General features: G+C 44.6%; 19 protein-coding genes. 13 read left to right on the forward strand and 6 right to left on the reverse strand.

Going from position 1 to position 21047, the window contains the following annotated elements:
• The first annotated feature begins 30 nt into the window (after window positions 1–30).
• From V5G21_RS16740 to V5G21_RS16760, 5 genes are all read left to right on the forward strand, one after another.
• Window positions 31–1512 carry a DHA2 family efflux MFS transporter permease subunit gene (locus V5G21_RS16740; protein ID WP_035204441.1) on the forward strand — a complete coding sequence of 494 codons (1482 nt, stop codon included), beginning with the start codon at window positions 31–33 and terminating at the stop codon, window positions 1510–1512.
• A gap of 379 nt (window positions 1513–1891) precedes the next feature.
• Window positions 1892–2866 carry an ATP-binding cassette domain-containing protein gene (locus tag V5G21_RS16745; RefSeq protein WP_063608308.1) on the forward strand — a complete coding sequence of 325 codons (975 nt, stop codon included), beginning with the start codon at window positions 1892–1894 and terminating at the stop codon, window positions 2864–2866.
• Window positions 2863–3702 (forward strand): ABC transporter permease, encoded by an 840-nt coding sequence (locus tag V5G21_RS16750; protein WP_011246325.1) that lies wholly within the window; start codon window positions 2863–2865, stop codon window positions 3700–3702. The genes V5G21_RS16745 and V5G21_RS16750 overlap by 4 nt, the downstream gene beginning before the upstream one ends.
• A complete protein-coding gene (locus tag V5G21_RS16755; RefSeq protein ID WP_338464963.1) occupies window positions 3699–3971 on the forward strand; it encodes a hypothetical protein in 273 nt (90 codons plus the stop codon). Before V5G21_RS16750 ends, V5G21_RS16755 begins: the two co-directional genes overlap by 4 nt.
• 63 nt (window positions 3972–4034) lie before the next feature.
• On the forward strand, window positions 4035–4508 hold the full coding sequence (locus V5G21_RS16760; protein WP_063608289.1) for a DinB family protein: 474 nt from the start codon (window positions 4035–4037) through the stop codon (window positions 4506–4508).
• A 145-nt stretch (window positions 4509–4653) separates the two neighbouring features.
• Here V5G21_RS16760 and V5G21_RS16765 read toward each other — a convergent pair whose 3' ends face one another.
• Window positions 4654–6429, reverse strand: coding sequence for a right-handed parallel beta-helix repeat-containing protein (locus V5G21_RS16765; protein WP_011246327.1), 1776 nt, complete (start codon window positions 6427–6429; stop codon window positions 4654–4656).
• 248 nt (window positions 6430–6677) lie between these two features.
• On the opposite strand from V5G21_RS16765, the gene V5G21_RS16770 reads away from it, so the two are divergent.
• Window positions 6678–7547 carry an SDR family oxidoreductase gene (locus V5G21_RS16770; protein ID WP_035204447.1) on the forward strand — a complete coding sequence of 290 codons (870 nt, stop codon included), beginning with the start codon at window positions 6678–6680 and terminating at the stop codon, window positions 7545–7547.
• Window positions 7548–7589: 42 nt separating this feature from the next.
• Here V5G21_RS16770 and V5G21_RS16775 read toward each other — a convergent pair whose 3' ends face one another.
• The 4 genes from V5G21_RS16775 to V5G21_RS16790 form a co-directional block, all read right to left on the reverse strand.
• A complete protein-coding gene (locus tag V5G21_RS16775; RefSeq protein WP_304450342.1) occupies window positions 7590–9011 on the reverse strand; it encodes a sodium:solute symporter family protein in 1422 nt (473 codons plus the stop codon).
• Between the two features lie 86 nt (window positions 9012–9097).
• Window positions 9098–9802 (reverse strand): GntR family transcriptional regulator, encoded by a 705-nt coding sequence (locus V5G21_RS16780; RefSeq protein WP_011246330.1) that lies wholly within the window; start codon window positions 9800–9802, stop codon window positions 9098–9100.
• 24 nt (window positions 9803–9826) lie between these two features.
• A complete protein-coding gene (gene argH / locus V5G21_RS16785; protein WP_338464964.1) occupies window positions 9827–11323 on the reverse strand; it encodes an argininosuccinate lyase in 1497 nt (498 codons plus the stop codon).
• A gap of 190 nt (window positions 11324–11513) precedes the next feature.
• Window positions 11514–12236 carry a GntR family transcriptional regulator gene (locus tag V5G21_RS16790; RefSeq protein ID WP_011246332.1) on the reverse strand — a complete coding sequence of 241 codons (723 nt, stop codon included), beginning with the start codon at window positions 12234–12236 and terminating at the stop codon, window positions 11514–11516.
• A 135-nt stretch (window positions 12237–12371) separates the two neighbouring features.
• On the opposite strand from V5G21_RS16790, the gene nagA reads away from it, so the two are divergent.
• The 6 genes from nagA to V5G21_RS16820 all read left to right on the forward strand — a co-directional run bounded on the left by nagA (window position 12372) and on the right by V5G21_RS16820 (window position 17877).
• A complete protein-coding gene (gene nagA / locus V5G21_RS16795; protein WP_011246333.1) occupies window positions 12372–13559 on the forward strand; it encodes an N-acetylglucosamine-6-phosphate deacetylase in 1188 nt (395 codons plus the stop codon).
• Window positions 13556–14299 (forward strand): glucosamine-6-phosphate deaminase, encoded by a 744-nt coding sequence (gene nagB, locus V5G21_RS16800; protein ID WP_011246334.1) that lies wholly within the window; start codon window positions 13556–13558, stop codon window positions 14297–14299. Before nagA ends, nagB begins: the two co-directional genes overlap by 4 nt.
• Before the next feature lie 165 nt (window positions 14300–14464).
• Complete coding sequence (gene nfsA / locus V5G21_RS16805) at window positions 14465–15208, forward strand: oxygen-insensitive NADPH nitroreductase (RefSeq protein ID WP_035204451.1); 744 nt, start codon at window positions 14465–14467, stop codon at window positions 15206–15208.
• An 18-nt stretch (window positions 15209–15226) separates the two neighbouring features.
• On the forward strand, window positions 15227–16399 hold the full coding sequence (locus V5G21_RS16810; RefSeq protein WP_082111795.1) for a pyridoxal phosphate-dependent aminotransferase: 1173 nt from the start codon (window positions 15227–15229) through the stop codon (window positions 16397–16399).
• 49 nt (window positions 16400–16448) lie between these two features.
• Window positions 16449–17084, forward strand: coding sequence for a fumarylacetoacetate hydrolase family protein (locus V5G21_RS16815; protein WP_338464965.1), 636 nt, complete (start codon window positions 16449–16451; stop codon window positions 17082–17084).
• A gap of 61 nt (window positions 17085–17145) precedes the next feature.
• Window positions 17146–17877: a glycerophosphodiester phosphodiesterase gene (locus V5G21_RS16820; protein ID WP_011246338.1), complete on the forward strand. Its 732-nt coding sequence runs from the start codon at window positions 17146–17148 to the stop codon at window positions 17875–17877.
• Between the two features lie 428 nt (window positions 17878–18305).
• On the opposite strand, the gene V5G21_RS16825 is transcribed toward V5G21_RS16820, so the two are convergent.
• On the reverse strand, window positions 18306–18845 hold the full coding sequence (locus tag V5G21_RS16825; RefSeq protein WP_338464966.1) for a hypothetical protein: 540 nt from the start codon (window positions 18843–18845) through the stop codon (window positions 18306–18308).
• A 611-nt stretch (window positions 18846–19456) separates the two neighbouring features.
• Here V5G21_RS16825 and V5G21_RS16830 point away from each other — a divergent pair.
• Window positions 19457–20995 (forward strand): bifunctional GNAT family N-acetyltransferase/carbon-nitrogen hydrolase family protein, encoded by a 1539-nt coding sequence (locus tag V5G21_RS16830; protein WP_011246340.1) that lies wholly within the window; start codon window positions 19457–19459, stop codon window positions 20993–20995.
• Window positions 20996–21047: the final 52 nt, after the last annotated feature.

Here is a 21047-nt window from a genome sequence, read left to right on the forward strand (position 1 = left end):
TTGGACCGACAGTTTAGAGGGGGTTATTGAATGACAGAAAATACACCAACGAAACCGCCATATAAAATGATTGCGATGCTGCTTGCAGGTGCATTTATTGCGTTACTAAACAATACGTTGCTTAACGTGGCTTTGCCGTCTATCATGGCAGACTTTGATATTTCTCCTGCGACTGTTCAATGGTTAACGACTGGCTATATGCTTGTAAATGGAATTCTCATACCCATTACAGCGTTTTTAATCCAAAAATTTTCCGTGCGCGGGCTTTTTTTAACGGCGATGACATTGTTTACTTTAGGAACCGCATTAGCTGGCTTCTCCCACAGTTTTCCTGTACTGATGGCAGGGCGTGTCATTCAAGCTTCAGGATCGGCGATTATGATGCCGTTGTTAATGAATGTGATGTTAACATCGTTTCCCGTTGAAAAGCGCGGATCGGCAATGGGCATTTTTGGCCTCGTCATGGTATTTGCCCCGGCAATTGGCCCGACGTTGTCAGGCTGGATTGTGGAGCATTATGAATGGCGTGTATTGTTTTATATGATGCTGCCGTTCGCGATTGTTACCCTTTTACTCGCTGTTTTTCGCCTATATGACAATAAACAATCGGTGCATACACATTTGGATGTGATGTCTGTTATTTTATCAAGCATCGGTTTTGGCGGGATATTGTATGGGTTTAGTGCTGCTGGCGACAAAGGATGGGCTAGCTTAGAAGTGTACGGCACAATCGTCATCGGCGTGGTTGGCCTTGTGTTGTTTATTACGCGGCAATTTCAATTAGAAAAGCCCATGCTGGACTTTCGGATTTATAAATACCCGATGTTTGCTTTATCTTCGGCGATTTCGCTTACAGTGACGATGGGCATGTTTGGGGGAATGTTGCTTATGCCGCTTTATATTCAAACGGTCCGTGGCATTTCGCCTTTCCATGCAGGCTTGCTCATGTTGCCAGGCGCTTTAATCATGGGGGCAATGTCCCCTATCACCGGACGTTTGTTTGACAAATTTGGCGGGCGCATTTTAGCAATCACTGGCTTGTTGATCACGATTGTTACTTCCTACTTTTTCACGACATTGGCTCTTGATACTTCTTATACGGAGTTAATTATGTTGTATTCATTTAGGATGTTTGGCATGTCTATGTTGATGATGCCTGTCATGACAAATGGTTTAAACCAGCTTCCCGCACGAATGAATCCACACGGAACGGCGATGAATAATACGCTAAACCAAGTGGCAGGGGCGGTTGGTTCCGCGTTGCTTGTGACGATTATGTCTACACAGACAAGAATCCATGCAGAGGAGCTAGCTGGGACAATTGATCCTGCGCTTCTCGGCCAACAGGCAATGGTCGAAGGGATCAACGACGCATTCATGGTTACCGTATACGTTTCAATCATTGCGTTAGTACTAGCCTTTTTCATGAAACGGGCAAAACCTGCTGAAGACAGCAATGAAGAGTTGCCAGGAAGGGCAGAAGACTTGACGGAAGCTCCGAATCATTCTTAACGAAAACACAAATAAGCTCGCCTCGTTTTATACACGAGGCGAGGTTTTTGCTTTAGCGAAGTGATTTCATCATTCTTGCCAGCTGGGAAAAGAGAGCCTGCGATGTTAACAGTCCAGCAAGGTGAGTATGTTTGGCTAGCAGCATTTGTTTTATAGTTCAGACAAAACCGTTCAGTAACATCGAACAAGGTGCTATACTTGATTGACGGAATGAAGTGCGCGCCATCTGTCTTGCTGTCTATATCATGATGTAGTGTATTTTTCCAAGTGTCAGGCGCAAAGCGTGATCATTTATGGATTAGGCGTTTGAGCATAAATGAGCGTTTGACTGAATAGAAGTAATGTTGGTAAAAAAGGGGGCTGGCTACAGTTGGTACAAATGACAGAAGAAAAGGCGATCGAGGCGAAAGGCCTCGTGAAAGTATTTGGCAAGCATCGGGCTGTTGATGGCGTCGATTTGTCTGTCGTAAAAGGAACGGTCTATGGGTTTCTTGGACCAAACGGGGCAGGAAAGACGACAACAATCCGCATGCTTGCGACTCTTTTAAAACCAGATGGCGGTGAGGCGAAGATTTTTGGCCATGACCTCGCCAAAGAAACAGATGCAGTCAGAAGCCGGATTAGTTTAACAGGACAATACGCTTCCATTGATGAAGATTTAACTGGCATCGAAAATTTGACGATGATTGCCCGACTTATGGGCTATAAGCGGAAACAAGCAAAACAGCGAGGGGAAGAATTGCTCCATGCATTTGGATTAGAGGAAGCCGCAAAAAGGCAAGTGAAAAATTACTCGGGCGGGATGCGTCGCCGCATAGACATTGCCGCCAGCATTGTTGTTACCCCTGAACTGCTGTTTCTTGATGAACCAACCACAGGGCTTGACCCTCGGAGCCGCAACCAAGTGTGGGATATTGTCCGTACATTAGTCGATGCTGGGACGACCGTGCTCCTTACGACGCAATATTTGGAGGAAGCTGACCAGCTGGCGGACCGGATTGCCGTTATCAACCATGGCAAGATTATTGCTGAAGGCACAAGCAGTGAGTTGAAAGCATCGGTTGGCACGAATACACTCCACTTGACGCTGCAACATGCAAGTGATCGGGAAAGGGCGATCCAATTGCTGGCGGAAGATCAGAACACCATGGTGCATGCTGGAAAAGACCCGACGTCGCTTACCGCGCAAACGGGTAATCCAGATGTGGCGGCAGCTGCTGTAGGAAAGTTAGCAAGCGCAAACATAGCTGTCCGTACTTTTTCCCTTGGGCAACCGAGTCTAGATGAAGTCTTTTTAACGCTGACTGGTGAAATGGTGCAAACCCCAGAGGAAGAAAGGGAGGGAAGCGAATGAACAAGGCAACGGAAGGAAATAAACAAGAACAAAGCATGCAATTAGCGGATGCGATTGCCAAAAGCAGGCGCCCGCCTCGCCCGAGCCCACTCGCTGCGTCAATGGCATTCGCGACTAGGGCACTACTGCGGATTAAGCACATTCCTGAACAAATGTTTGATGTGACAGTTTTTCCAGTTATTTTCCTGTTGATGTTCACTTATTTATTTGGCGGTGCGATTTCTGGCTCCACAAATGAATATTTGCAATTCCTCCTGCCAGGGATTCTTGTCATGACCGTCGCGCAAATTACGATGTATACCGGACTTGATTTAAACAACGATATTCGAAAAGGCATCTTCGACCGTTTCCGAACGTTGCCACTCTGGCTGCCTTCGGCCCTGATCGGCTCGTTGCTAGTAGATACAGTCCGCTATACAATGGCATCAGCGATCATGATTATACTTGGCCTTATTCTTGGGTTCCGTCCAGAAGGGGGAGCGCTTGGCGTCATTGCCGCCGTTGCGTTAATCTTGCTTTTCTGCTTCAGTTTATCGTGGATTTGGACGACGCTTGGCCTTATTATGCGTTCTGATAAGTCGCTCATGATGGTCAGTATGATGGTGCTGTTTCCGCTCACTTTTGTCAGCAATGTCTTCGTCGATCCAGGAACACTGCCATCGTGGCTCCAAGTTTTTGTCGACATCAATCCAATCTCCTTATTAGTCGATGCCGTTCGTGGCTTCATGCATGGAACGGCTACTGGTGAACAGGTAGGCTGGGTAGTAGCTGTATCGTTTTTGATTGCAGCTGTTTTTGCTCCGCTCACGATGTATTTGTACCGGAATAAGAAATGAAACAAGACGACCAGCAGTCAGGTATTTGCTGGTCTTTTGCTGTTTTCAGTGCCTGTTGGCTGTTTCATCAATTGTTTTGCCGCTATGTTTTTGATGACTCTTTACGTCTAGGCGGCAATTTTAGCGGGCTACTGTTTGTTTTGGCGCAATTTACGGTGATTGACATGGTTCCAACGCCCTATATCACTTCTGCGATAGTAGGTGTATGGTATCCTTTTGCTTTTAATAAAATAGGAGTCAAAAAGCGGATAAACAGCGGTACAGGCTGAAAGGAGTTCCAGTGGAAACTGCCAAATCCGATTTTTTAGAAGATCTAGGAGGAGTTCAGAAAAATGGTTGATGCTAAGACCGTATTGTTAGACCAATTATTAGCAAATGCAAATGACCCCAGCTGGTATATTCCTTTCCAAGAAGCTGTTAAAGGGATCTCGGAAATAGAGGCGTTTTGGAAACCTGACAAATCGAGCCATAGCATTGCCGAGATTGTCCAACACTTAATCTACTGGAATCAAATATGGCAGACACGCTATGAAAAAGCGGACGCACGTACAGTACCTAGCGTCAAAAAGAATGTGGATAGCTTTCTTGTCCCGAAAAATAAAACCTTCCAAACTTTGCAAACGGAGCTGCTGGACATTTTGTTGCGTTGGCAGGACTTAATTACAGAAAAGCAATTGTCAGAGAAGGTAAAAGGCTATCCGGTAGAGGCCGAATGGTGGGGGTTAATTGCAAATGCAACAACGCATAATGCCTACCATATCGGGCAAATCGCGTTTTTACGGAAAATGGATAAGCCCGTGATTTAAAGCTTTAGAAGTTGCAAAACAGAGGCAGATTTGACATGTAACGATTAAAAGAAAGGACCGTTTACCGATTATTTCTATGTTCAACTATAATGAGGCGCCTTCTTGTAGAGGGCGCCTCAATTTTTAGCTATTATCAGCTAAAGGATTATTTTTTCCCGAGTTGTTCTTCCAATTCCTCTACCAGACCGACAATTTCCACTGTCCGCTCTTCACGTTCTGCGTCTTTTTGTGCTTTTTCTAGTGCTGCTCGCATTTCAGCTTGTGAGAGCTGTGCTTCCATTTCTTCTGTCACGCTTAATGCTTCAGCGTATTGGCGCAATGCGTCAGCTTCTTGGCCGATAATGTCGGTGTCGCATTCGCCCCCAATGGCAATATTGTGTTCATGACCGGTAAATGTACAATTTTCGATGAAGCCGCCAGCATGGAGCAAGCGGATGGCGCAGGTCCCGCCGTTTTCGATCACGCATTCTCGAATCGTTGGCGCGCTATGTTGGATATCAATTTGTGCTTCATAATGGCCGCTAAACTGGCAATGTTCCAGGAGCCCGCTCGCTTCCATGTCAAAGCGGATGCCGCTCTCATAACTGTCATAAAGCTTGCTTTCTTTCATGGTAATGGTGGAATGGCTGCTTACATAAATTTGCGGGTAAAGGTCATTATGATGGTAAAAAGTTGAATTTACAACATTCGCATGGCTATGGTCATGAATATATAAGCCGCTTTGCGCTCCATCAAAGACTTGTATGTCTTCTAGGTCGGCTTCGCTTTTGTCAGCAATGACGAGTTGATTCAGTTCATTTTCATAAAAGCGGCAGTGGCCCACATCTGCACTTGCTTGTTCCGTTAGCCAAAACCCATAATGTTTGCCATAGAAGATAGCGCTATGTTTTAGGCTTATCCGTGCTTGTTCGCTTACTGCTAATTGTGGCATCATGTGGCCGAACAAGTCACTTGATTCCACATGGGCATAAGCGTTTTTCGTCAGGACTACCCCTGATTTTTGCCCAAATTTAATCGTGCTTCTATACACGTAAAGGGCGCCATCGCCAACGCGAATATGGTCGTCTTCGTGCGACGTGAGAATCGTTGCTTCAAGTTGGGCAGTACCGTTATCGTTAATGTCGACTCCGATTTGTCCAGCTTCAAACAAACTGTTTTGGATAATCGTTTCCCCGCCTAAAACGACTACTTGCTTCGGTACATTATTCGTCAACGTACATGAATTCAATGTCAGTTTTGATTCGCCGAGGACAAGTGCCCCTCCAGAAGAGCCTTCATAGATCAGGCAATCTTTTAAAGCCACTTCACTATTGCCCATCGATTTAAGTTGCATATTTTCAGAATGATGGCCGTAGATTTGGCAATTTTCCACAAAACTGCGGCTGTTCTGGTCAAAATAAATTGCCGCGCTCTTTCCTTGGTAAATATGCGAGTGTTTCATCACAAACCGGCCGTTCCCGCTTACACATACTTGACTGCCCCGTTGGCTGTATAAGGCGCAGTACTCGGCACGGGCTCGCCCAACTACAAATAGGCCGATGCCACTGTGGCGAATCGTGGCGTCGGTTAAATCAAGATGGCCATCTTCAAGAACATGGATCCCCCATTTTTTTAGGCGGGTAAACTGGCAATGAGTCAATTGCGCATATCCGTTTTTAACGGTTAGCCCTTTTTCGCATTCCGCAAAAGAGATGTTTTTTATCGACACCGACGCTTTATTGATGATCTCCATTGGCGCTTGAATAATGACTGTTTCTGGTTCGCCAAGGCCGACTAAATGAACAGACTTGGCAATTGTCACAGACTCCTGGTATGTTCCTGGATCTATTTTGATCGTATCCCCATCGTTCGCATCAAGCAACGCTTCTTCAATCGTTTTGTATTTGGAAAGAAGTTTTCTTGTTACGTGGATTGTTTTCACCGTTTTCACCTCAATCTATGCTAGAGTATACCGCTTTTTTTGAAGGCTGTCCAAGTAGAGTTGTTTTTGCATGAAAAAGAGCTATTTTGTACACCTTAATCACAGATTAGCATGATCAAAACGCGTTTGTATGCAGTTTTTTAGCAAAAATTTCAGGTGTTTAACGGATGAAAAGTGCTGATGTTTAAATACCCTCACTTTTGAGGTATACCAATACTAATGATGAAGAAGAGGAGGAAAGAGAGAAAATGGACTTACACAATTATTTAGCAAACGGCATTCCGCCGCAAAAACAAGACAAGCAACCAGGGGATGAAGCGGTGATGGAACCGCGCCCGATCTATGAAGACGACGATTACAAAGGTACAGGAAAACTTCGCGGCAAAGTAGCGCTTATTACTGGTGGCGATTCGGGTATCGGCCGCGCCGTGGCAGTTGGGTATGCCAAAGAAGGCGCCCATATTGCGATCGTCTATTTAGATGAGCATGAAGACGCAGAACAAACAAAGCAGCGCGTCGAGCAAGAAGGTGTTCAGTGCATTACAATTTCTGGCGACATAAGTGATGAAACGTTTTGTAAGGAGAGCGTTGAACGTACAGTCACAGAACTTGGCGGCCTAGATATTTTAGTCAACAACGCTGCAGAGCAACATCCAGTCAACGATTTACGGGAACTAACAGCCGAACAGCTTCACCGTACATTCGCGACCAATTTCTATTCGTATGTGTATTATACGAAAGCAGCGCTTGATTATTTGAAGCCTGGCAGCGCTATTATCAATACGTCTTCCATTAATGCCTATCGGGGCAACGTGACGTTGATTGATTATACGAGTACCAAAGGCGCCATTACAGCCTTTACCCGTTCAATGGCGCAGGCGCTTGCTTCAAAGCATATCCGCGTAAACAGCGTAGCCCCTGGCCCGATCTGGACGCCGTTGATTCCTGCTTCTTTTGACGAGCAGAAAGTGTCTGAGTTTGGCACAACGACGCCAATGGGACGAGCAGGGCAGCCGAGTGAACTTGTCGGTGCCTATGTACTCCTCGCTTCTAACGACTCTTCCTACATGACCGGACAGGCGATCCATATTAATGGCGGGGATTATATTAGTTCATGACTGAGAAAAGCAGGCTAGTGCAGCCTGCTTTTCTCAGTGATGTTAAATGGACGTTTCTTTACGGACGACAGTTGGCGTATTCTTGTTTCGGGTCGCTGCACTTACTAGGAGCAGGCCAATTGTCGAGGCAACTAAGCCGAACGCAACGTATGGGATGGTTGTACCGAGCAAATGGGCTAAGCCTGCGCCTGCGATTCCAAAAAGCATACCGGCAATCGCGCCTTTGAAAGTAAGGAATTGTCTGTCTTTTAAAGCGAAGCCGATAAACAGTGGAGCAAACAGACCTGCGGCTGAATAAGCATAAGAAGCGACAATCCAGTCAAGTGCCCGTGGATATAACGTCGCAAGAGCAAATGCAAAGAAGATGACAAATACTGAAAAAATACGCGATGTCCGGAGTAGCTGTCCGTCGCTGACTTTCGGATTAAGATACGACTGGTATATATCACGGGTGATATTAACGACGACCGATTGGACTGCGCTGGTGACCGTTGACAACAAGGTTGCACAAATGAAAGTAGAATAGGCGACCATTAAAATCGATGGCATATTCGATAAAAACATGCCAGCAGCACTTTCAGGGTTATCCAAGTTCGGGTTCATCGTGTAGGCGGACATGCCGACTAACGCTGCGTAAAGCTTCGTCAAAATGAGGAGAGCGGCAGTAGAAAGCAATGAAATGACGACTGTCTTCATACTGTCAGCAGCATAAATGCGTTGGAAGTACATTTGATTGGTCATTGTGCCTGGTGTGAGCGATAATGACCAAAAGAGCACTGTTAGAAGCCCAACGGACCAAAAGCCTTCAATGCCAATATTCTCTTGAGGGACTGCCTGTACGATCGCTGACCAACCGCCGGCTGATGTGATCGCATAAATAGAAGCAACGACCGCCATCACGAGCATGAGAATCCCAAAAATCAAGTCTGTCCAGGCAACAGATACCATTCCTCCTGGGATAATGAATAAAAGGCAAATGACTGTGAAGATAAGCATTAACAGCCAAGGTTCAACGCCAGTCAATTCTGAAAACAATCGGCCGAAAGCAACTAATTGTGTACACAGCCAACCAAAGGGGACAACCATTGTCATAAATGTGATTGTCGTGATCAAGAACGGGTGAGTGCCATATATTTTTTTGAAAATATCAGGGAGACTAATAAAATCGTTTTTGCGCAACCATTTCGCAAGAAACAGTAAGGCAAGAACTCCCGCTCCTGTGAACAAGCCATAAGTGATCACGCTCCAACCGAAAGCATAGCCGATCCCGACTTGTGCAACAAGCATGCCGCCGCCAGAAGCCGTCGCGAACTGTGTTAAAATGACGACATAGACAGGCAAAGCCCGCCCGCCAACAGCCCAGCCTTCGTTGTTCCGAGTACGTTTGCTAATATAAAAGGAAAAGATGATGGCCCCTAAGAGCACAATCATGTTTGCCACAATTACCCAAATCGATACATCCACACAAACCCCTCCTCAGATAATTGAATATTCTGTAAAAAATAACGCCATCTAAAGCTCTATTGCAACAAAGCTTTAGATGGGCGACTCTATTCATGGTGAAACATGAGTTTACAGCGGTCGCCTCTGAAAATGCTTTTCGTGAGAATTAAGCGCTTTTTATTCCATGTTGAGCCGATTTTTGTAATTTTTAATGCAGGCTGTCCGTTGCCTTCAACTTGTAGGCGTTCGGTTTCCAACTGGGTTAGGATGACCGGTTCTACCGTGGTGTCATATGCTTGGATTTGCAAGTTGTACTGAGTAATCAATAGTTCATAAAGCGTGCCTTCAAGGTTTTTCTGCAACAAACCAGGAACCGCTGCACTCGGTAAATAAGATGTTTCCACAGCGACAACTTCATCCTCAAAATAGCGTAGACGGATAAGTTCATAGACAAGTTCGCCAGGAAATAGTTCCAATGCCGACTGGACTGTCGCCGAGCAAGCTAGTTCTTGAGCTGACAAAACGGTATGTTTTTTACCGAATTTTTCAGGATAATAAAAACTAAACACAGGCGTTTGGATTTTTTTCTCATTCACAAATGTCCCTTTTCCTTGTTTTCGGGTCAAACGCCCTTCATCAACGAGTTTTAACAATGCTTGGCGAACGGTTGAGCGGCTTAACCGGTACTGACTCGCCAATGTAAGTTCGTCTGGAATTTTCGCATTTTCTTGCCATTCGCCGCTGTCTATTTTTTCAACAAAAAGATCTTTTAATTGCAAATAAAGGGGAATGCTGCTTTCTTCATCAATCACGTCGGCTCGCCTCACTCATTCATACTACTGCGCCCCCCTTTCGAGTTCCGCAGCGTAGCGTTTGTATAGTTGATCAGCAGATTGCAGAGCCTGTTTCAAATCACTGATTTTTTGGTGATCTGATGCTAGTGTCTGTTCGAGCTGCTGTAATTGCCGTGCAACCTCAACAGGGGCTGAGCCGCCGCGTACGGTCCGAAGGGAAATATTTCGCTCCGGATCAAGGGCCTGCTCAACAAATTCTTTGGTGACAGAAACCGTTTTTGCTGTTACCTGTTTGATAGCACGTTCAACTGTACTTGCTTCTATTTTATCAGATCCCAGCCCTTGATTCAGTGTCTCGTTGACAATTTCAGCAACGATATGATGGGCGGTGCGGAACGAAAAGTGGTAGTGTCTTACTAGCGCATTTGCTAACTCAGTCACAGTACTAAAGTTTTGTCGAGTAGTAGCGGCCATATTGTCTTTATGAACGGTAAGCGTTTGTAAGGTTTTGATCATAAGCCGAATGGCTGCTTTCGTTTCATTGATTGCTTCCCATGTGTATTTCATGCTTTCCATGCTTGTATCCCGCGAATGCGAATAAAGGGTATTCTTTAATACTGAGAGGGAGGATACAAGTGCGCCTTGAATATGTCCAGCCTTCGCTTTAATATGCTCGAGCGTAACGGGATTCTTTTTTTGCGGCATAATGCTGCTAATAACTGCTACTGAATGACCGACTTCAAGATAACCAAATTCATTAGAACACCACGTATAAAGGTCTTGTGCGAAGCGGCTTAATGAGTTACTAAATATGCTTAATGCTGAAAGTGCTTCTAATGCATAATCTCTAGAGGCGATGCCGTCAAGCGAATTTTCAAGCAAATCGGCGAACCCTAATAACTCCATCGTGAACTTTCGGTTAATCGAAAACGTAGTTGAGGCAAGGGCACAAGAACCAAGCGGGCTTTTGTTGATGTGGGCATAACAGTTATACAGGCGTGTGAAATCCCGCTCGAATCCGTGCAACAGTGCGGAAAGGTAATGGGCAAACGTAATCGGTTCAGCTGGCTGTAAATGTGTGTAACCAGTCATTAACGTTGAAGTATGTTCAGTGGCTAAATCAATTAATGTTCGCCTTAGTGTACAGACTAGTTCGTAAATTTCGAGCATTTCTTCGCGAATTCGCATACGGGTCACAGTCGCCAAAATATCATTGCGGCTTCTTCCTGTGTGCATTTGTCCCCCTATCTCTGGTCCTGTTTGCTCGATAATATAAGCTTCCACATTAAAATATAAATCTTCAAGAGCAGGATTGATCGACAATGCCTCTTTTCCTGTCACCTGCAAGTGGGTCAGGACGGAATGGATTTTACTGGCTGCTTCATCTGAGATAATACCTTCCGATTTTAGCATAAATAAGTGGACACTGTTAATTTTTAGCAAGTATGAATAGTGGTGTTTTAAATCGGAGCGAATACTTGGCTTAAACAATAAGTCAATCATTTCCTGTGAGGGACTTTCCTTTAACCGACCAACCAAAGAGATCACCAACCTTCCAGATATGTACGTATGTTATAATGTCCGTACAAATTGTAGTTGATTCTAAATTAGCAGCAACAAATTGTACTGTCAATACTTTTCTGAAAAAAACAACGAAATTTTTTTATTTGAGCATAAAGAGGAGGCGCCTGCTAATGAGTCAGGCGCCTTAAGTCTTTTTTATACAACATCAACGTACCATTTTCGTTACAAAGTGGTAGCGGTCACCACGGTAATGGGAATAAACGGCTTCTAATACACGATTGTCTTCCAGTCTTGTTTGCCGGCGAATCGCCAAAAGCGGGGAGCCGGCAGGCACCGTAAGCCACCGGGCATCTTCTTCGTCAGCGAGGACGGCTGCGATTGTCTGTTCTGCGTCAGAAATCGAATAGCCGCATGTCCGTTCAAAGTAGGAGTAAAGCGAATGATTCAATGTGTCAGCGGTTAAATGTGGGGCGAGCTCGCAAGCAATATAAGTCCGTTCCAAGGCAATAGGCAACTCATCTGCTAGGCGCACACGTTTAATGGCATAAATAGGGGTGCCTTCCTCAACCGCGAGCACTTTGGCAATCGGTTCATCCGCTTTAGTGGTTTTAAAAGAAAGCAACTTTGAACCAGGCTCCATATTGCGGCTTTTCATATCTTCTGTAAAACTGGTCATTTTAGAGAGTGGTTGTTCAATTTTAGGCCACGATACGAATGTGCCTCGCCCTTTTTCCCGATATAGTTTTTTTTGCTGGACTAGATTGTTAATGCCTTGGCGAACAGTCATGCGGCTAATGCCATACATGTCAGCAAATTCTCGCTCAGATGGCAACGCTTCGCCTGGTTTTAAAATCCCGTCGGCAATTTGCTTTTTAATAAGCTCCTCAATTTGAAAATAAATCGGAATAGGAGACTGTTTGTCAATCATGCCTTTATCCTCCGAACATATGATAAAATCAGTATACCATAACTTTTTTTTCGTTGTAATTGGTATAGACAACTAAACGACTAGAGCGTATACTAAAAGAAACAAAGGGAATGATGAAACGAGGAAGGTGATCGCATGGCAAGTATCGTTGTAACAGGGGGGCAGTTGATCACAGGGGAACCAGGGTGTCGTAAATACGAGAAAGGTTTTCTGGCAATCGACAATGGCAAAATTACCGCGGTCGGTGTTGGCGACGGCGCCGATTATAAGAATAAAGATACAGTCCAGATAACGGTTCCAGCTGATGCCGTTGTTGTCCCAGGCTTTGTTGACGTGCACATACATGGCGGCTATGGTGCCGATGTAATGGACCGTACAAAGGATGCGTTGCAAACAATGGCAGCAAACTTGCCAGCCGAAGGGACGACCGCTTTTCTTGCGACAACCATTACCCAAAAACATGAGGACATTGAAGCTGCGATTGAAAATGTAGTCGCTTATAGACGGGCGGATAAAGAAGCAGAGATTGTCGGCCTACATATTGAAGGGCCTTTTATTAATGAAACGAAAAAAGGCGCACAGCCTCTCGAGTACATTGTAGAACCATCCGTACCAATCATGAAAAAATGGATCGATTTAGCAAAAGGCATGATTAAACAAGTAACCTACGCACCGGAAAAACGAAATGGAAGTGAGTTGGCAGCCTATTTGCGTTCAGAAGGTGCGAATCCGTCAATTGGCCATTCAGATGCTGTCTATACTGAAATGGAGCAAGCTGTCGCAGCAGGTGCAAACCAAGTTACGCATATGTACAATGGCATGCGTCCTTTGCATCATCGTGAACCAGGTGTAGCTGGTGGGGCGCTCCTCCTTGATGAACTCGACATTGAATTGATTGTAGACGGCATTCACATCCATCCAGAAATGGTGAAGCTGGCCTGGAAAGCAAAGGGCACAGACCAATGTCTACTTATTACTGACTCGATGAGGGCAAAAGGGTTGCCTGACGGTGCTTATGATTTAGGGGGACAGGACGTTTCTGTTAACGGTGGAAGAGCGACGCTTTCTGATGGCACGCTCGCCGGTTCTGTTTTGCAAATGAACAAGGCGGTAGCAAATATGGTTGCTTATACTGGCTGCTCATTGGAACAAGCGGTGCAAATGGCTTCCTACAACCCAGCGAAAAAAATTGGCATTGACGCGAAAAAAGGGTCATTGGTGCCTGGGAAAGATGGCGATTTTACTGTGCTCACGAAAGAGGGCGACGTGTTGTACACCTACTGTTTAGGGAAAAAAGCATATGGCAAGGAGGATGACGTATGAATATTATTCACGTAAAAAATTATGAAGAAATGAGCCAAAAAGCAGCAGCACTCTTGTTTGAGCGAATTCAGCAGTCTCCGAAAATAACGCTCGGACTTGCGACAGGGGGCACACCGGAAAATACGTATACCGCTTTGATTGCAAAAGCAAAGGAAAACGGCCAATCATTTTCACATGTGCAAACGTTCAATTTAGATGAATATGTCGGCTTGCCTGCTGAGGACAAAAATAGTTACCGCCACTATATGGAGCAACGGTTGTTTGATCATATCGATATTCCAAAAGAAAAAACGCATTTGCCAAATGGAATGGCTCCGTCCCTCGAAGAAGAATGCCGTGCTTATGAAAACATGATTGCCGACGCGGGCGGAATTGACATTCAACTTCTCGGTATTGGCAGCAATGGCCATATCGGTTTTAATGAGCCAGGGACGCCATTTTCGAGCAAAACCCATGTTGTCGAGCTGGCCGAAGAAACACGCAAAGCCAATGCTAGGTATTTCCCAACTTTAGAAGATGTGCCGAAACAAGCGATTACAATGGGGATTCAAACGATTATGGAAGCGAAAGAAATTTTGTTGCTTATTTCCGGGAAAGCAAAAGCAGAAGCGTTCGCCAAATTATGCTCAGATGAAGTAACTGAGGCGTTCCCGGCTTCTATATTAAACAAGCATCCAAATGTCACAGTCATTGCCGACGAAGAAGCGGCAAGCGTTTATACGCAAAAAGCACACTTGTAGAATAACTTTGGTTAAGAAAAGAGAGCCGGCGCAACATTGATACGGTTCTCTTTTTGTATGATTTAGTAAGAAAATCGGCTGATCCTGCCGCTAATAGTTCCTCTTTTTCGGCATTTTTAGTACACTACCATTATCAGCAAAAAAATGAAACAGGTGGTGGTGGAGATGGAAAGCAATGATGTGCTAAAGCTTATGACCAGTCATCGGTCGATTCGCGCTTTTACAAATAAGCGCGTCACAAAGGAGCAAATTGAAACGATTATCAGCTCGGCGCAGTGGGCGTCGACGTCCCATCATGTGCAAGCGTACTCCGTTATAACTGTGGAGGATGCTGCTCGTAAAGAAACACTCGCCGATTTAACAGGCGGCCAACGTTGGGTAAAGGAGTGTAGTGTGTTTTTTGTCATTTGCGCAGATTTTTCACGGCATGCAAGTGCCAGCAAACAGCATCACGTTTCATTTGACGTCGGTGGGGCGGAGCAACTTCTCGTTGGCGCTGTGGATGCCGCTTTATTTGCCCAAAATGTTATGCTTGCCGCTGAATCGCTTGGCCTTGGCGGTGTCATGATTGGCGGAATCCGCAATCAACCAAAGGAAGTAAGCGACTCGCTTCATTTGCCTACATATGTATTCCCAGTAATGGGGATGGCGATAGGCGAGCCTGACAGTGAACCTGGGCAAAAGCCGCGCCTGCCTTTAAAAGCTGTGCTCCACCAAGAAACATATCAAAGCGATCAGGAAGATGCCCTTTCTGCCTATGATGAAACAATGAGCGCTTATTATGCGAAGCGCACGAATGGCAAACGAACCAATGGCTGGACAGCATCGATGGCGGCTTACACAAAAGAACGGAAGCGGCCTCATTTGGATGCTTTCTTGAAAGAAAAGGGCTTTTTGCAACAGGAATAACAGACAGTGAGTGGGGGGATGGCGATGGACATACAGCAAGCAAAAATGATGGAACAGCTGCCAAGTCAATTTTTTGCGAAATTAGTAAACAAAGCACAACGATTGGCTCAAGAACATAATGATCTCATAAATTTAGGCCAAGGCAACCACGATCAGCCGACTCCTGCCTTTATTGTTGAGGCGCTGCGTGAGGCAAGCAGCGAGCCGCAGTTTCATCGATACGGCCCTTTTCGTGGGTATCCGTTTTTAAAGGAAGCAATTGCTGCTTATTACAAACAGCAGTATGGCGTGGAGTTGGACCCTGAAACCGAGGTCGCCATTGTGCCAGGAACAAAAACGGCCATTGTTGAGTTATGCCAATGTTTATTAAATAAGGGGGACATGGCGCTCGTACCTGATCCAGGCTATCCAGACTATTTGTCAGGCATCGCGATAACGGGAGCAATAGCGAAACCAATGCCGTTGTTAAGGAACAACCGATTTCTGCCAGATTATCATGAGCTAGGCTCTGATGTGTTGGATAAAGCAAAAATGATGTTTCTAAATTATCCTAACAACCCAACTGGCGCGACAGCTGACGCGCGCTTTTTTGCCGATACGGTCGCTGTTGCCCGTTCGCACTGTATTCCGGTCATTCATGACTTTGCTTACGGTGCAATCGGGTTTAATGGCACGCCATGCAGCTTTTTGCAGCAAGAGGGGGCAAAGGATGTAGGCGTAGAGCTTTTTACTATGTCGAAATTGTACAATATGGCAGGCTGGCGTGTCGGTTTCGTGCTTGGCAATAAGGAAATCGTTGCGATGCTAGAAGAGTTGCAAGATCATTACCATTGTAGTCTCTTCGGCGGCCTTCAAGCAGCTTCTGCCTGCGCGTTGCAATCCGATCAATCCAGTGTACACGAGCTGGTTGGTCTGTACAAAGAACGGAGCGAAGCCCTTTGGGAGGCAGCCCAGGAAATTGGCTGGCAAGTTGAACAACCATCAGGTTCGTTTTTTGCCTGGTTCCCTGTACCAAAAGGCTATACGTCCGAGGAATTTAGTGAACTGCTTCTTGACAAAGCCCATCTCGTCGTCGCTCCAGGAAACGGGTTTGGCCAGTATGGAGAAGGATATGTGCGTATCGGGCTCCTCGCTGACAAAACGACATTGCGTGAGGCGATCGCACGAGTGGGCAACTTAAATCTGTTTTAATAAGACAATGAAACCGTGTCGTCGGTGTAATGACACAGAGGGGGATGGAATGGAGGAAATTGCGAGCATTTATTGCATTGGCCGTAACTATGCCAACCATGCGAAAGAATTAGGAAACGAAGTGCCGACGGAACCGTTGTTATTTGGCAAACCTAAAAGCGCAGCTGTGTTGGCTGACGGAAGGACGCTTCTTTATCCAAGTGACAAAGGGGCCATCCATTATGAAGCCGAGATTGTATTGAAAATTGCCAAAGACATGGAGGATGGAGATACACTTGATGATGTCGTCACGGAGATGGCCATAGGTGTTGATTTAACGTTGCGAGACTTGCAAAGCAAGCTAAAGCAAAAAGGGCACCCTTGGCTCCGTGCCAAAGGGTTTCGCAACTCTGCCATCCTAACGCCATTTTTCCCGTTTCCAGGTGAACAAGAAAGCAAAAGCCTCAACTTTTCTCTCGAACGAAATGGCGAGGTCGTCCAGCTAGGCAATACGGAGAATATGTTGTTTTCATTTAATGAAATTGTCCAAGAATGCCATCTTGCTTTTGGTTTAAAAAAGGGCGATTTGCTTTTTACAGGCACGCCAGAAGGTGTCGGGGCAATCGCTGATGGCGATCAATTTAACCTTGCATGTCAAGGAGAAACAAAGGGGACTTTTTTTGTAAGAATGGAAAGTAAAAAATAAACACCTCCCTTTGTTTTTAAAACAAACCTTTGAAGAACGTAAACGGAAAGGAGGTGCATGGATGAAAACGTTAATTTATGCCCACCGTGGTGCGTCTGGATCTTATCCGGAAAACACGCTGAAGGCTTTTGAGCAAGCGGCAAAAGCAGGAGCAGACGGCATCGAATTTGATGTCCAATTAACGAAAGATGATGTGCCGGTTGTGATTCACGACCGCACGGTCAACCGAACAACCAATGGGCAAGGCCCTGTTTGCCAATATATGGCCAATGAGTTGAAACAATTGAATGCAGCTGCCAAGCAAACGTACCAAAAACAAGAAAGCATCCCTTTCTTGTCTGAACTGCTCGACTGGGCAGCGAGTTATCCTTCTCTCCATTTGAATCTAGAAATAAAAGGGTATGGCCAGCCGCATGAACGCGTCATTGATGCGATTTTGCCGCTCATTCACGATAACCGGTTTAAAGAGCGTCTTGTTGTTTCTTCATTTGACCATATGTTGCTAGCAAAGTTGCAAGCCCATTTACCTTTCATTGAAACGGCCGCACTTGTAAAAGGGCCTTTATTTAAAGCAACCAGCTATCTGAAGCAGTTAGGGGCAAAAGGCTACCATTTAGACAGTATGTACGTATCAAAAGAATTGATCGAAGAAATGAAACAGGCAAATATTGCGGTTCGGGCTTTTACTGTCAATGACACCACAACTTTGAAAAAGTTATTTTCTTGGGGCTGTCCAGCCGTCTTTACAGATTTTCCGACACGAGCGCTCCATCTTCGTGAAGAGTTTATGTAAGAGGGCAACAAACAAACGGGCAGTTGCTTAAAACTGATTCGTGCTTCTTTACGAAAAGAATGCTTTTTCGATTACCCTATTGCTCATTCAATAGCTATGCATTTTTATCTATTTTTTTTTAATATGCCCCGTTTCCGGCTTGTGAATGGCTCCTGGTGATAGTTTATCGCTTTTTACCAACTGGAAATGGGGATCACACCATGTGAACGCTCCGACTACTAAATCCCCCAACCCGTTAGCCGGCAAACAATTTGTATGCAAATATGTGGCCAGACCTTTGCCAAAGCCTTGGCTCCATTCCTTCCAGTTAAGTGTAATTACATCAATAATTAAGGTTAAGACTGATGATTCGATAGTCTATTTTTAATAAGGATATTGTTCATGTAGCATATTCCATTTATTAGTTATACTTACAGTTTATAATTATTTTATGCCAAAAGATAGCGAATCAATCCCAATATGGCGAAACAAAATAGAACGGTGCCAGATCCAATGCCAGTGATTGCACTGCTGGTAACTCCCCATCTTTTGGACAGCCGTGGTGATATAACGGCAATAATTATCATAAGCACCGCTAAAATATACAAACCAAAATCGTCAAAGACGTTTACTAGCCAGAAAAAATGAACACCTACTAGAAAAGCAATCCACGGAGCAACGTAATCCTTTTTTTTCTTTCGAGTCAATAAGAAAGCTCCAAGACCTCCGATGATTAATTGGGCATAGAAAACAATGATATAAGTAGTTAAAGCATTCATTTCTGACAAAGCAGTAGCTTCCTCCCAGTTCGTCACACTCAAGTACACGCCAATCAAGCATACTAGCAACGCAATTCCAGAAGCAATTCCCATATACTTACGCCAGTTTTTTCTGGGATTCTCCTGTGCCCACCCGAACCAAATAAAACTAAACATGCCGAAAATTGCTGTGTACATCACATAATCTCTTATATACTCCAGCTCCATCATCCATCCTCTCCCCGTTCAAAAATTTTCCTGATTGATGAGTATGACTTCTCTTCATCTACCCTGCTTGTTAGCTAAAGAAGGAACATTGTCTATTTTGTGATTTAGGCAAACTAAGTGTAACATAGTGTTTCGTATGTTGTATTAGATCTCCTGTACTAATCTAGTCAATCCTTACTTCATTTCTCTGATTTTGGATACTGTTAAACTTAAAACCGCGTTAGATAAATCTTCCAACATTGGGTTTACAATCACATTAATCGTTGTATCCATCTTTGTAAGCCTTCTGTGGCAATGAAGGGGCATTTGTCCAATTTAATAATGGCGAAGCACTGAAAGAGGAATTAAAAAAGTATAACGAGAGAAATACCAAAAATGACTTAGCATTCATCATTTCAATTGGTCGTTGGAAACGAAATGCTAAACCTTTCAAAAAGGTGAATTTGTTGCTATCGTGATCTTGGAAAAACCAATTTATTCATTTACCGAAGCACTCGCTATTACCGTGGTAATTGCCTTGTTTACTTGAACGGGGAAAAACACTATTCAAACAGCTGAAAAAGAGGTAAACTACGGAATGATTGACATGTTCAAATGAGAAAGGCGTGAGCAGCATGAAAGAAATTGATGTGTCTAAGTTCGAAAAAAAAATCATTCTTCGCCATATCGAAGAAAAGGATTTTAACGATATTATAAATTTGTCAAAACTATGCTTTCCAAATATGGAGCCGTGGCGTCGTGAAGAATTAAAGAGCCATATTTCCATATTTCCAGAGGGCCAATTTTGCGTCGAATACGATGGGCAAATCATTGGCTCATGTTCTAGTTTGATTATCAATTTTGATGAATACGACGACCAGCACACTTGGGACGAAATTACCGACCAAGGCTATATTACCAACCATGATCCTGATGGCTACAATTTATACGGCATTGAAGTCATGGTGCACCCTGATTTTCGCCGCATGAAAATTGGCCGCCGTCTATATGAAGCGCGGAAAGATTTGTGCCGGGAAAAAAATTTAAAAAGCATTATTATTGGTGGGCGCATCCCAAACTACTACAAGTATGCGGACAAAATTTCCCCACGGGAATATGTAGACCAAGTAACCATGCATAATATTTATGACCCGGTTTTAACGTTCCAAGTGATTAATGGCTTTTCCCTTAAACGAGTTAATGCCAATTACTTGACTGACGACAAAGCGAGTATGAAGTATGCGACATTGATGGAATGGAATAACATTGACTACCAGCCATCTACGCCGAAAAGGCGTTTCAAAACGTCTTTCCCTGTGCGGATTACGACGATCCAATACGAGATGAAAAAAATTGCTTCATTTGATGATTTTGCTGTCCAATGTGAGTACTATGCAGATGTAGCAGCTAGTTACCAATCCGATTTTGCTGTTTTTCCTGAAATTTTTACGCTTCAGCTATTATCTTTTCTTCCCGAGAAAAGTCCAAGCCAGGCGATTCGTCGTTTAACGGAATTTACAGAGGAATATATTGCGCTGTTTACGACGCTTGCTGTTCGCTACAACGTTAATATAATAGGTGGGTCCCATTATGTAGAAGAAGAAGGGAAGATTTATAATATCAGCTATTTATTCCGCCGTGATGGAACAATTGAAAAACAATATAAACTCCATATTACCCCAAACGAACGACTTTTCTGGGGGATTAGCGGCGGCGATGAAGTAAAAGTATTTGACACAGACTGCGGCAAAATTGCCATTCAAATTTGTTATGACATTGAGTTTCCAGAATTGGCCCGTATTGCAACCGACAAAGGGGCGAACATCATCTTTTCGCCATTTTGTACAGATGACCGCCAAGGCTATTTGCGTGTCCGTTACTGTTCCCAGGCACGAGCGATTGAAAACCAAATTTACACCGTCATTTCTGGCACAGTCGGCAATCTTTCTGATGTGGCCAATATGGATATTCAGTATGCCCAGTCTGGCATTTTCACGCCGTCTGATTTCACGTTCCCACGGGACGGCATCGTAGGGGAGTGCAGCCCTAATATTGAAACAGTCGTAGTAGGAGACGTGGATTTGGAAATTTTGCGGCGCCACCGCCGTTCTGGCAGCGTCAATCAATTACGTGACCGCCGTGATGACATTTATCATGTTGTTTATAAACAATAAGTGAAAGCAGACTGAGCAGACAGGTCGAATGTGTCTTAAATAGAAAGGAAGA

Origin of the sequence: Shouchella rhizosphaerae (assembly GCF_036700015.1) — a bacterium.
In the GTDB taxonomy this organism is placed as follows: domain Bacteria; phylum Bacillota; class Bacilli; order Bacillales; family Bacillaceae_D; genus Shouchella; species Shouchella rhizosphaerae.

Excerpts from the sequence above, each read along its gene's own strand:
- V5G21_RS16740 (WP_035204441.1), top strand. The coding sequence starts at position 31 with ATGACAGAAAATACACCAACGAAACCGCCATATAAAATGATTGCGATG.
- V5G21_RS16745 (WP_063608308.1), top strand. The coding sequence starts at position 1,892 with ATGACAGAAGAAAAGGCGATCGAGGCGAAAGGCCTCGTGAAAGTATTT.
- V5G21_RS16750 (WP_011246325.1), top strand. The coding sequence starts at position 2,863 with ATGAACAAGGCAACGGAAGGAAATAAACAAGAACAAAGCATGCAATTA.
- V5G21_RS16755 (WP_338464963.1), top strand. The coding sequence starts at position 3,699 with ATGAAACAAGACGACCAGCAGTCAGGTATTTGCTGGTCTTTTGCTGTT.
- V5G21_RS16760 (WP_063608289.1), top strand. The coding sequence starts at position 4,035 with ATGGTTGATGCTAAGACCGTATTGTTAGACCAATTATTAGCAAATGCA.
- V5G21_RS16770 (WP_035204447.1), top strand. The coding sequence starts at position 6,678 with ATGGACTTACACAATTATTTAGCAAACGGCATTCCGCCGCAAAAACAA.
- V5G21_RS16790 (WP_011246332.1), bottom strand. The coding sequence starts at position 12,236 with ATGATTGACAAACAGTCTCCTATTCCGATTTATTTTCAAATTGAGGAG.
- nagA (WP_011246333.1), top strand. The coding sequence starts at position 12,372 with ATGGCAAGTATCGTTGTAACAGGGGGGCAGTTGATCACAGGGGAACCA.
- nagB (WP_011246334.1), top strand. The coding sequence starts at position 13,556 with ATGAATATTATTCACGTAAAAAATTATGAAGAAATGAGCCAAAAAGCA.
- nfsA (WP_035204451.1), top strand. The coding sequence starts at position 14,465 with ATGGAAAGCAATGATGTGCTAAAGCTTATGACCAGTCATCGGTCGATT.
- V5G21_RS16810 (WP_082111795.1), top strand. The coding sequence starts at position 15,227 with ATGGCGATGGACATACAGCAAGCAAAAATGATGGAACAGCTGCCAAGT.
- V5G21_RS16815 (WP_338464965.1), top strand. The coding sequence starts at position 16,449 with ATGGAGGAAATTGCGAGCATTTATTGCATTGGCCGTAACTATGCCAAC.
- V5G21_RS16820 (WP_011246338.1), top strand. The coding sequence starts at position 17,146 with ATGAAAACGTTAATTTATGCCCACCGTGGTGCGTCTGGATCTTATCCG.
- V5G21_RS16825 (WP_338464966.1), bottom strand. The coding sequence starts at position 18,845 with ATGATGGAGCTGGAGTATATAAGAGATTATGTGATGTACACAGCAATT.
- V5G21_RS16830 (WP_011246340.1), top strand. The coding sequence starts at position 19,457 with ATGAAAGAAATTGATGTGTCTAAGTTCGAAAAAAAAATCATTCTTCGC.